Origin of the sequence: Siminovitchia sediminis (assembly GCF_042680885.1) — a bacterium.
Classification (GTDB): Bacteria; Bacillota; Bacilli; order Bacillales; family Bacillaceae_C; genus Siminovitchia; species Siminovitchia sediminis.
Window position 1 is genome coordinate 22,387 of sequence record NZ_JBHUEO010000014.1, and the last position, 11,336, is coordinate 33,722.

Sequence of the window (11,336 nt, forward strand, 5' to 3'; positions counted from 1 at the left end):
CCAAGCCAAAGCTCCTCAATGAATCAGATAATCATATTGATGCAAGTCAGGGTTGCGAGAAAATGCTTCGTGGCAGTCTTCGCAAATGGCTTGGATATGAACATCTCCGTCCGTTTGGTACGTAACCATTTCCTGCCTTTCTTCATCCGTTAATTTGTGTATACCCAATTGTTGGGACTGTATAATATCATTTTCAATAGAACCTAATTTTGCCGAACAATGACGGCAAAAGTAATGAATCGTCAATCCAATCACTCCTTGGAAAAGGCACAGTATATTACTTGTAGTATGAACGCCTGTGCCGCTCCTTATTCAGATCAGGAGTTGAATTGGTTCATGACTTCGGGAAAAGGTTTTTCCAGCCATTCCTCGCACGCATCCGCACATGTTTGGACAACGGATTCCATCTCTATCCGTTCAGCATCAGAAAATTGACCAAGAACATAATCAGGAACTTTCATCCCCTCGGGGGGACGGTTAATACCAATTCTGATGCGGTTAAAATCAGATGTACCTAGATGCTGGATAATCGATTTCATCCCATTATGGCCGCCGGCACTGCCTTTTTGCCTTAAACGAATTTTACCCACAGGCAGATCAAGATCATCATAAATCACCAATAGATGATCTACCGGAATTTTATAATAATCCATTAAAGGACGGACACTTTCCCCTGACAGATTCATATAGGTCAGGGGTTTTAATAATATGGCCTTTTCACCATTTTTGTGAATGGAGGCATATAGGCCCGAAAACTTGGATTCATGTAAAGTGATGCCGCTTCTTTGCGCCAATGCATCGATTACTTTAAAACCGATGTTATGCCTTGTTTTTTCGTAACGGGAACCGGGATTTCCCAGCCCTACAATCAATTTCATCCAAAACACCTCAAATTTTTCGCCAACCCGTTTATTTTACAGCTTCCAATTTTTCAAAAGAGGAAGTCCCTTTCTAAGCAGTCATACGCAGGCGTAAGACCCTTGAGGTGACAAAGTGCTTCCCCATATCTTTGTACAGCGGGGAAAAAGCGCAACCTTTGATGGCTGCGCCTATGCTGCTAAATAAACTTATTCCTCTTCTGTATCTTTATTCTCTTCCGCTTCTTCCGGTGCTGATACATCTTCACCATCTTCTGATTCCTGTTCAACTGTCGGAGTCAGGATCGTAGCGATTGTTTCGTCATCTTCATGATTGATGGTTATAGAGTAGTTTCCTCGAATCTCTCCAATCGAGATGGAGTCAGCGATATCGAGACCGGATATATCAACTGCGATTACTTCAGGAAGATCATCAGGTTTAGCTGTAACAGTCACTTCATGAAGGATTTGCTGGGCAACGCCTCCATTTTTAACGCCCACTGCCTCACCTGTTAATTCAATGCGTACGGTAGCTTCAATTTCCTGTGAAAGGTCAACAGATAAGAAGTCCGCATGGATCACATCACTCTTAATAGGATCTTCCTGATATTCATGCAAAATAGCGTTGATTTTTTTCCCTTCCAGATCCAATTGGATCACGCCATTTCGCCCTACATCACGCATAAGCTTGATAAATTCAGTATTATCAATTGAAATAGGAGTATTGTCCGTTTGGTAACCGTAAACAACAGCAGGAATACCTCCCTGTTCCCTTAAAGAACGAAGATAGGAACGTTTAGTGCTGGTCCTTTTTTTTGCTTTCAGTACATTCACCATTAAACACCTTCTCCTAACATATGTAGTAAAGTATTATCCTTATATATACCTTAACATACATTCCAATAAACCTCTAGCCGGAAGTAAATAAATATTCAGAATTTATGGAAATCCGGATAAAAAGCAAGTAGCTTAAGCCTAAAGGAATCATGGATCATGATGGAAACATGACCCATGCTATACAGTGTCATCATGGTTACTGACGGAATCAAGGACACTAGGCGGCTTTTCCGGAAGCAGTCCTGATTTAAGAAACAAGCTTTTGATACCCAGTCCGTTTTTGGCCTTTCTGTTGTCCCGCCAGACAAGACGCCGGCTCGAGGTCGCTTCAACAAAACCAATGAAGGTAAACTACGCCTTCACTGGTTTTGTCTCCAGCGCTTGTCGCCCCTAAGCAGCCGCCCTACGCTTTTCTATTGTCCAGCTCCGGGCGGCAGGGGCTCGAGGTCGCTTCAACAAAACCAATGAAGGTAAACTACGCCTTCACTGGTTTTGTCTCCAGCGCTTGTCGCCCCTAAGCAGCCGCCCTACGCTTTTCTATTAATCAAACAATGTACTGACTGATTTGTGTTCATGGATACGGATAATGGCTTCGCTGATAAGAGGAGCTATGGACAGTTCTTTAATTTTATCAATTTTCTTTTCCTCCGGCAGCGGGATAGAATTTGTGACCACCAGTTCCTTCAAATCGGAGTTCTGAATGCGCTCAATGGCCGGACCTGATAAAACCGGATGTGTACAGCAGGCATATACTTCCTTAGCCCCGGCTTCTTTTAAGGCATTTACAGCCAAAGTGATGGTACCGGCCGTATCAATGATATCATCAATCAAAATGGCCCTTTTACCTTCTACTTGACCTACAATATTCATGACTTCCGCCACATTGGGGCGAGGACGGCGTTTATCTATTATGGCAATGGGCGCTTTCAGGCGATCTGCCAATCTGCGTGTGCGAGTCACTCCACCATGATCCGGAGATACGATGACCAGATCCTCACCGACCATCTCTTTTTCCTTAAAATAATCTGCCAAAATCGGAACACCCATCAGATGGTCAATAGGAATGTCAAAGAACCCTTGTATTTGCGGAGCATGCAGATCTAAAGTTAAAACGCGAGTCGCTCCAGCTGTTTCTATCAAATTGGCTACCAGCTTGGAAGTAATGGGTTCTCTTGCGCGTGCTTTTCTGTCCTGACGAGCATAGCCATAGTACGGCATAACTATGTTAATGGTTTTGGCAGATGCTCTCTTTAATGCATCTGTCATAATCAGAAGCTCCATGAGATTTTGGTTAACCGGTGCGCATGTAGACTGGATTACATATACATCGCAGCCTCGGATGCTTTCTTCAATATTGATTTGTATTTCGCCATCGCTGAATTGGCTGACCGTACATTTACCAAGCTCTACACCGATTTCTTTCGCAATTTCCTCTGAAAGTTCACGATTTGAATTCAATGAAAAAACTTTTAGTGTAGGGTCAAGATATTGGTTAGACATGGGGAGCCTCCATTTACTTTTTTGATTTTAGCTTTTCAGCATAATTTTCTTTATTTACTTGGCGAGCGCGCGCAATCGCGAGTGCTGATTCCGGCACTTCATCTGTAATTGTTGAACCTGCAGCGATATAAGCCCCTTCTTTAATAGTGACAGGAGCCACTAGGTTGGAATTGCAGCCAACAAATACATCGTCTTCAATTTTAGTCGTAAATTTATTTTGGCCATCATAATTTACCGTAATGGACCCGCAGCCAATATTGACATTATTGCCAATTTCGGCATCTCCTATATAACTTAAATGAGAAGCTTTGCTTCCCTTTCCAAAGGATGTCTTCTTAATCTCGACAAAATTACCAATTTTCACTTCATCCCGGATATCTGAATCAGGGCGAATGTGAGCAAACGGACCAATTTTAACATGGCTTCCAACGGAACTGTCGGAAAGAACAGATTGCTGTACTGTTGTATTGTGAGAGATTTCACAATTGTAAATTTCAGTATGCGGACCGATTCTGCAGTCTTCCCCTATCCGCGACTTTCCTTGAATAACCGTTCCCGGCAAAATCACCGTATCGCTGCCAATCATGACGTCCGTGTCAATATAGGTATTGGCAGGATCAATAATGGTTACGCCATTTTTCATATGCTTTCTATTAATGCGTTTCCTCATAATTCTTTCCGCTTCTGCCAGTGCAATACGATCATTGACACCGAGTGTCTCTTCAAAGTCGTCTGTAATATAGGCCGAAACAGTCTCGTTTTGTTCCTTAAGAATTTCAATGACATCAGGAAGATAGTACTCCCCTTGGGCATTTTCGTTAGATACATGTTCAAGGGCTGCAAACAGCGCGTCGTTATCAAAACAATATGTACCTGTATTGATTTCCGTAACGGCTAATTCCTCTTCATTTGCATCCTTATGTTCAACAATTCTTTCCACATCGCCCTTCGCATTCCGAATGACCCGTCCATAACCGGATGGATTTTCAGCTCGGGCTGTCAACACCGTTGCTTTGGCACCTGACTCTTCATGCTGCTTCATTAATGCTGACATCGTGTCTACTGAGATAAGAGGAGTATCCCCGCAAATGACAAGTGTCGTGCCTTTTTTCCCGCTTAAAGCATCTTTTGCCTGCATCACTGCATGGGCGGTTCCCAGCTGTTCCTCCTGAATAACAAAGTCACTTTTCCCTTCCAGGCGTTCTTTAACCATTTCAGCACCAAAGCCGACAACAGTCACTATATGATTGACCTGCAACTGAGAAATATGATCAACAACATGTTCTACCATGGGCTTTCCGCAGACTGGATGGAGCACTTTATAAAGCTTGGACTTCATTCTGGTGCCTTGTCCCGCTGCCAAAACTACAGCGAATCTATTTATCATAAAAGGTCCTCCAAATCATTTTTTCCATTATGAATATAGCTTAAAATCAAGTATTTTTCAAGAACATGTATATAGAGGGAAAAATGGAAATAACAGAAATCCAAGTGTCTATCCTAAAAGGCAGAGACTCATTAGAACAGACAAAGTCCATTGTACATGTGTATGGTTAGGCTTAATGCAAAATAATTTCTATTTGTTGGATTCTATACACTCTGCTGATCACATATGATCAACTGTAAAACAAATCCAAGCTCACTTCCTTGTATATTCTGGAAGAGTTAGAGACAAAAGGAGGATAATGAAGAGGGATTTATACTGGGAATAAAACAGGGGAAATGACTATCAATTGCCATGCCTTTCAACGGTCTTTACCACAAGGAAAAAGAGCCTTACTCCAATAGTAGGCTCTTGATGTATTAGTTTATATTATTTAGGAAGCTCCCGCTTCTTCCAGTTCCGGCTCTTCCAATTCACCCAAGCGATGATATTCAGCCAGAACTACATCTTGAATTTTATTTCTGGTGTTCGAGTTAATTGGATGGGCGATATCCCGAAATTCTCCATCAGGAGTACGTTTACTTGGCATAGCCACAAACAGCCCGTTGTTTCCATCAATTACACGAATATCGTGAACAACAAATTCATCATCGAGGGTAATTGAGGCAATCGCTCTCATTCTGCCCTCCGTATTGACACGGCGCAGTCTAACATCAGTTACTTCCATTGTGTTCACCACCTTCTCGCCTAATTAAAATGCTCCTTGTATGTATTCAACAAACTTTCGAATTTTCCTTCTTATTCACGTAACTTTTTTGAATCTTTTCTATTCATAGAAAAGGGAGGGATTTTATTGCCGGCACTCCGGTGAAGCGCTTACTTTTTTTGAAGAAAATCGCCGTTTTTAAACGGCGGATGGTTTACTTCACAAGGGCAATAACTTCCATTTCCAGCAATACATCTTTTGGAAGTCTGGCTACTTCTACACAGGAGCGGGCAGGTTTATGCTCAGAGAAATATTGCGCATAAATTTCATTGATCGTTCCAAAGTCATCCATGTTTTTAATAAACAATGTTGTTTTGACGACAGTATCCAGGGAAGCTCCTGCAGCCTCCACTACATTTTGTACATTTTTAAACACCTGGTGCGCCTGTTCCTCAACGCTGTTTCCAACAAGCTCTCCTTCAGGCGTCAAAGGAATTTGGCCTGAGCTGTAAAACAAATTGTTGACAATGATTCCTTGGGAATAGGGCCCTATCGCTGCAGGTGCCTGGTTTGTTTCAACTTTACGCATATGTAACGACTCCTTTTATAAAAAATGATCTACTTTAGAAAAATAATTGCCTTCTACTACGTTGATTTGCTTTTCTCTGGTGTTGACATCAGTTAATTTAACCAGGGAGATATAATCATCCACCAGTCTTTCTTCCACGTGTTCTGATTCAACTAATACAGCAATACCGGCAACAGATGCATCGAACTCTTCCAAAAGGTTGACCATCCCATGAATCGTTCCGCCTGCTTTCATAAAGTCATCAACAATCAGGACATTGGAACCTTCTTTTAAGCTTCGTTTTGACAGAACCATGGTCTGTATCCGTTTGGTAGAACCTGATACATAGTTAATCGTCACAGTTGGACCTTCCGTTACTTTTGTATCCCGTCGAACGATCACAAAAGGTACATTCAAGAATGTTGATACCGCCTGGGCGATCGGGATTCCTTTCGTGGCAACTGTCATAATGACATCAATGTTCTTATCAGTGACTGCAGCAGCCAGGTGCTTTCCTACTTCATGTAAAATTTTCGGATCACCCAGCAGATCACCCATATACAGATATCCGCCTGGCAACAGGCGGTCAGGGTCGGCAATTAAATCGCAAAGTACTTTCACAAAATCGGCGGCCTGCTCCTTTTTAACCATTGGGAAGTATTTAACACCGCCGGCGGCCCCCGGGACAGTCTGCAGTATTCCGATACCCTGGTGTTTAAACATCTCGTTAATAATGACTAGATCCTCACTAATGGAGGACTTAGCTGACTGGTATCTCTGGACAAACCAAGATAAAGAGATGAGCTCTCGTGGATGATTCATGAGATAATGCGTCATATCCACCAGCCGCTCACTTCGGCGAAACTTCATTTTGCAACCTCCCGGAACAAAAAAATACGAATATTATCAAAGAAAATATACATGATTGTACGTGTTTAGGCAAGAATTTTTCATATGGTTCTTGGACGAACCCTTCCGCTTATTCACATACCAAGCATACGGACCGCAAAAACTTGATCACAAAAACCGCGCAGCCCATTATACATTCTTTGCAGCCGGGAATCATGGCGGACAAGGCCAAATACTGTAGGACCGCTCCCGCTCATCAAAACCGCATCAGCCCCGAATCGCTCCATCTGCTTTTTAATTTGCAATACTTCAGGGTGCATGGATAACGTGACGCTTTCCAGCACATTGGCCATGTTCCGGCAGACACCTTCATAATCATGATCTTCCAGGGCCTGGATCATTCCCTGTGTATTCGGATGGCTGATCTTGCTCAATTTTAAGTTCCGGTAAACATCGGAGGTTGACACACCAATAGATGGCTTGGCTAGGACAACCCAGCATGGAGGAGGTGCCGGCAGTTTTTTGATTTTTTCTCCTCTTCCCTTGGCTAATGCAGTGCCTCCATATACACAAAATGACACGTCCGAACCAATTTCAGAACCAAGTTCGGCAAGCTCATGGACAGATAATCCTAGCTTCCACAGGTCATTCAGCCCTCTCAGCGTGGCCGCAGCATCACTGCTTCCTCCAGCCAGTCCAGCCGCGACGGGTATGGATTTATTAATGGATATTTCTACCCCTTGGTTTACTTGAAACCTTTCTTTTAAAAGCTTCGCCGCTTGATAGGCTAAATTCCGATCGTCAGCCGGTACAAAACGATTCCGGGAAAGGATCGAAATCCTGCTTTCTTTTGTTTCGGTCAGTTCCAGCCGGTCTGCCAAATCTATTGTCGTCATAACCATCTCTACTTCATGGTAGCCGTCATCCCTTTTTCCAAGGACATCCAAAGATAAATTGATTTTTGCCGGTGCCTTTACTAAAAGCTTCATTTTAAAAATCACCTGCTTACTAAAGGACAGCAACAGAGGCTTCAGCTTCATCCACTTAACTTGGAACAGAATGATCTGGCACCTTTGTTTGTCTCTCTTCTCTATACATAATGTTCATTTTACCACGAACGTTTCCCTAACTCCAAGTTCACTATGCAGAAAAAACAAAGGGTTCTCCGGCATGGAATACACATTTTATCTTTCACTTTTTTGGAGGGTTTCCGGTTATATTTGAAAAAAGCCGCGGCATATCTGCCCCGGCTAGTTGCGGATGGTATTTATCCATAGTCTTTAGGTCAAGTCATCACTCTTCACGATTGTCTTATTGGCCGAGCTGTCGTTCTGCCATTTCAATGGCGCGCTTTACCATATTTCCAGCATCTCTGGCTTTAATGCCGCCCCATCCTTCTTTTTGGACGACATCATAAAACCCCAACTCTTTTGCCAATTCTTCTTTCAATTGATCAGACATGACGCCTCTTCTTCTTCCCAAAGCCATTTCCCCCTTTGCATCCGCTTTTGTATTTTGCTCAGTGGAACAGGGAATATCCTTGGAAAACAAAAACAGCAGTACCTGTCGGTTACTGCTGTCCTATTGCTATATTTCCCGTTGTTTCATCGTAAAAAGTCAATTCGACTGTTTCCGTCAGAACGTCTGCATAACTATATGACACTCGTTCAAATGCATTTTCATCTTGATCTAGCTCAACTACAAATACTGATGGATATGTTTCTGCCAATACTCCGGAACGTTCGATCGTCTTTCTGCGTCCTCCGTTGGCTTTTAACATTAATCTCTTGCCTAGATTTGAATCAAGGGATTTTTTAATGCTCGCTAATGTTTTCGGCATCTTTTCGCTCCACCTCACTAGATTTCAGTGTAACACATCGTACGATAAATGTCAAACAAATTTACAATTTTATCAATGAAGCCATGATCTTGTCAATCATTATTTTTCTACAAGATCCTCTTTTTTACAACAATCTTAGTATACCTTGTTTAAGGAAAGATATGTATTAAAAAGAAACAGCATTGGCTGACTTCCAATGCTGATCCACATTACTCCTCATCATCCAACGGCTTAAAAGGCATGCCATGCCTAAGGACTCCTCTAGTTTCTATGCCCCCAAGCCCTTTCTGGCCGGTCAGGGTGTTCCGAAGGACTTCCCATACATGAATTCTTTCTGTAAAGGGAGTAAAACTGATTTTAGACACAATATAGACAGGATCCAAAGCGTGTATATTTACTCTCTGGGGAGAACTGGCAAAGTTTGCTCCTGCATAGATAAGTGATTCAAAATGTGACTGACAGGCGCCGGCAAAAATTACAAGCTGGTCTAAATGCGGTATTTTCCTTCGGGCTTCCCTCACTGCCTCGACAAAGTATTTTGAGTGTCGATAGGCGTCTAAATCTATTTTCTTGCCCTTGCTTTTCGAATAGGCATCATGGCCTGTAATCACAAGAATATCCGGTCTGTATTGATCAATCAAAGATGGAACAAGCTTATACATTTCCTTTTCATCACAATGTAATCCTTTCACCAAAACACCCATTTTTGAATATAGGTCAAGGCACCGCTTTAAAAAATTCGGATCACCGTCCAAGTGAAGTACACGGCCCGGCATCTGGAAGCAGTCAAAATCTTTTTTATAACCCTCTGTGGCATGGTATTCTTGTTGGGATCTGATCAGATCCAAATCTTGTTGAAATAACTCCCAGGACTGCTCTTCCAACGAGCGTACTTCGGATGACCTTGTGAGCTGTTCATCTTTTGAAATAGGAACGAGGTCTTCAATCGGCGCATTCGCCACAAGACGGTAATCCTCCCCATATAAAATGGCTGTTGTTTGACCGTTAATCTCCTGAATGTCAATCACTCTGAATAAAAGATCACACTTGTGAGACAATCGGCCGACAATCATATTTACTGATATCACGGTCGTCAACTCCAATAAACAGCACTATTATCTATCTCTCATAGGCTATGCTGTTTATTTGCTCATGGTGTCTGTTTCAGTCAGATTCGCCGAATAAAGGAAATAGCACATCACTCAGTGCAGCAAATTCCTCCATAGACAGTGTCTCACCCCTCCGGGACGGATCTATGCCGGCTTTCTGAATTGCATTGGCAATCTCATCCTTTCTTGCCTTTCCATTCTTTAAACCGCTTGTTAAGTTGTTCATCAGCGTCTTTCGGCGCTGGGCAAATGACATTTTGGCAATATCAAAGAAAAAGCCTTCATTTTCTACATCTGCAGCCGGCTGCTCCCTTAACAGCATTCTAATTACTGCCGAATCTACATTGGGCTGAGGAATAAAGACAGACTTTGGAACAATCATGACGGTTTCTGCGGTCGTATAATATTGAATGGCAATGGATAAAGACCCGTAATCCTTCGTTCCGGGCTTTGCAGCGATACGGTCCCCGACCTCTTTTTGAAGCATCACAACAATTCCGCGAACGGGAAGCTTCTCTTCAAGCAATTTTAATATAATTGGAGTCGTAACATAATAAGGCAGGTTCGCAACGACCATCATGTCCTGTATACCGGCAAACTCTTCCTCAATCATTTGGCGGAGATCTGCTTTTAATACATCCTCGTGTAAAATGCGAATATTATCGTAAGGGGAAAGGGTATCGTCCAAAATGGGCAGCAGCCTCTGATCAATCTCATAAGCAACTACCTTTTTTGCCCTTCTTGCCAAATGTTCCGTTAATGCCCCGATACCGGGTCCAATTTCAATCACCCCAGTTTCTTTCGTCAGCCCGGCATATTTTGTGATGTTACGTAAAATGTTGGGGTCGATTAAAAAATTCTGCCCGAGGCTTTTTTTAAAAGAAAATCCGTATTTTCTCATAATTTCTCTTGTTCTCATCGGTGTTGCGATATCTTTTTGCATCATGTCTCTTCCTCCCGCAGTACTTGTTCAAGAGCTTCGAAAAATTCTTCCCGGGAAATTTGAAACATCATCAGCCGTTTATGCAGCTGTTTTCCGTTCGCATAACCAATTTTCAGCCGTTCACCGAGCAGGTCTCTCCTGGTTGCAGCTTTCGGGCCTCCAATCAAGCCTGCTGCGATCAGATCTTCCCTTGTAATGAGCTCTTCCTCTGTTTCCATCATGACGTGAGCTGCTTTTAAAGCCCGCCGGACGGCGTCGGGTGAAGCATGCTCCACACCGATGCTTCGTCCATTGCGCTGTCTTGCCTCATTTTTATGAATAAATGCATGTTTACAGCCAGGGACATGCTCTGTAATTTTTTTTCTGATTTTTTCCCCCGGATAATCGGGATCTGTTAACACAATAACTCCTCTCTTTTCATGCGCATGCTTAATTTTTTTCAGGGTCTCTATTGATACAGCCGATCCGTTCGTTTCGATGGTATCAGCTTCCAACGCCCGCTGGACGGCTCTCGTATCATCTTTTCCTTCCACAACAATAACTTCTTTTATTTTCATATTTCCTCCGGAGATCAACTGAATTATTTTCTATTATACCCTGCTTATGAATAAAAAAGGAAAGGGGCTGTCCAGAAAGTCAGTAAAAACTGATTTTCTGTGACAGCCCTATTTTGTTTAGTTCTAAAAAAGGCATACAAAAAAATCGCCCTTTCTAGTAAAATGTAAGTTACCACACCAACATTT

At 42.6% G+C, this 11,336-nt stretch carries 14 protein-coding genes; all 14 read right to left on the reverse strand.

Annotation, left to right across the window (positions count from 1 at the left end; all coding sequences use genetic code 11):
* Positions 1-15 precede the first annotated feature (15 nt).
* Positions 16-246: an anti-sigma-F factor Fin family protein gene (locus ACFSCZ_RS07105; RefSeq protein WP_380773135.1), complete on the reverse strand. Its 231-nt coding sequence runs from the start codon at positions 244-246 to the stop codon at positions 16-18.
* A gap of 71 nt (positions 247-317) precedes the next feature.
* Positions 318-878, reverse strand: a complete 561-nt coding sequence (pth, locus tag ACFSCZ_RS07110) for an aminoacyl-tRNA hydrolase (protein WP_380773136.1) — start codon at positions 876-878, stop codon at positions 318-320.
* 189 nt (positions 879-1,067) lie between these two features.
* Positions 1,068-1,694 carry a 50S ribosomal protein L25/general stress protein Ctc gene (locus ACFSCZ_RS07115; protein WP_380773137.1) on the reverse strand — a complete coding sequence of 209 codons (627 nt, stop codon included), beginning with the start codon at positions 1,692-1,694 and terminating at the stop codon, positions 1,068-1,070.
* A gap of 540 nt (positions 1,695-2,234) precedes the next feature.
* Positions 2,235-3,194: a ribose-phosphate diphosphokinase gene (locus tag ACFSCZ_RS07120; protein WP_380773138.1), complete on the reverse strand. Its 960-nt coding sequence runs from the start codon at positions 3,192-3,194 to the stop codon at positions 2,235-2,237.
* A 13-nt stretch (positions 3,195-3,207) separates the two neighbouring features.
* Positions 3,208-4,581: a bifunctional UDP-N-acetylglucosamine diphosphorylase/glucosamine-1-phosphate N-acetyltransferase GlmU gene (gene glmU, locus ACFSCZ_RS07125; RefSeq protein WP_380773139.1), complete on the reverse strand. Its 1,374-nt coding sequence runs from the start codon at positions 4,579-4,581 to the stop codon at positions 3,208-3,210.
* Positions 4,582-5,011: 430 nt separating this feature from the next.
* Complete coding sequence (spoVG, locus tag ACFSCZ_RS07130) at positions 5,012-5,305, reverse strand: septation regulator SpoVG (RefSeq protein WP_380773140.1); 294 nt, start codon at positions 5,303-5,305, stop codon at positions 5,012-5,014.
* 193 nt (positions 5,306-5,498) lie between these two features.
* Positions 5,499-5,873, reverse strand: a complete 375-nt coding sequence (locus ACFSCZ_RS07135; RefSeq protein WP_380773142.1) for a RidA family protein — start codon at positions 5,871-5,873, stop codon at positions 5,499-5,501.
* Positions 5,874-5,888: 15 nt separating this feature from the next.
* Complete coding sequence (gene purR, locus ACFSCZ_RS07140) at positions 5,889-6,722, reverse strand: pur operon repressor (protein WP_380773143.1); 834 nt, start codon at positions 6,720-6,722, stop codon at positions 5,889-5,891.
* Between the two features lie 113 nt (positions 6,723-6,835).
* Entirely contained in the window at positions 6,836-7,690 is an 855-nt protein-coding gene (gene ispE, locus ACFSCZ_RS07145) for a 4-(cytidine 5'-diphospho)-2-C-methyl-D-erythritol kinase (protein ID WP_380773144.1), read from the reverse strand.
* Positions 7,691-8,012: 322 nt separating this feature from the next.
* Positions 8,013-8,183: a small, acid-soluble spore protein, alpha/beta type gene (locus ACFSCZ_RS07150; RefSeq protein WP_380773145.1), complete on the reverse strand. Its 171-nt coding sequence runs from the start codon at positions 8,181-8,183 to the stop codon at positions 8,013-8,015.
* Between the two features lie 88 nt (positions 8,184-8,271).
* Positions 8,272-8,541, reverse strand: coding sequence for a biofilm formation stimulator Veg (veg, locus tag ACFSCZ_RS07155; protein WP_380773146.1), 270 nt, complete (start codon positions 8,539-8,541; stop codon positions 8,272-8,274).
* A gap of 209 nt (positions 8,542-8,750) precedes the next feature.
* Complete coding sequence (gene yabG, locus ACFSCZ_RS07160; protein WP_380773150.1) at positions 8,751-9,614, reverse strand: sporulation peptidase YabG; 864 nt, start codon at positions 9,612-9,614, stop codon at positions 8,751-8,753.
* 91 nt (positions 9,615-9,705) lie between these two features.
* Complete coding sequence (rsmA, locus tag ACFSCZ_RS07165) at positions 9,706-10,593, reverse strand: 16S rRNA (adenine(1518)-N(6)/adenine(1519)-N(6))-dimethyltransferase RsmA (protein ID WP_380773151.1); 888 nt, start codon at positions 10,591-10,593, stop codon at positions 9,706-9,708.
* The gene (gene rnmV / locus ACFSCZ_RS07170) at positions 10,593-11,150 is read right to left on the reverse strand and encodes a ribonuclease M5 (protein ID WP_380773147.1); all 558 of its coding nucleotides are present in this window, start codon (positions 11,148-11,150) and stop codon (positions 10,593-10,595) included. The genes rsmA and rnmV overlap by 1 nt, the downstream gene beginning before the upstream one ends.
* Positions 11,151-11,336: the final 186 nt, after the last annotated feature.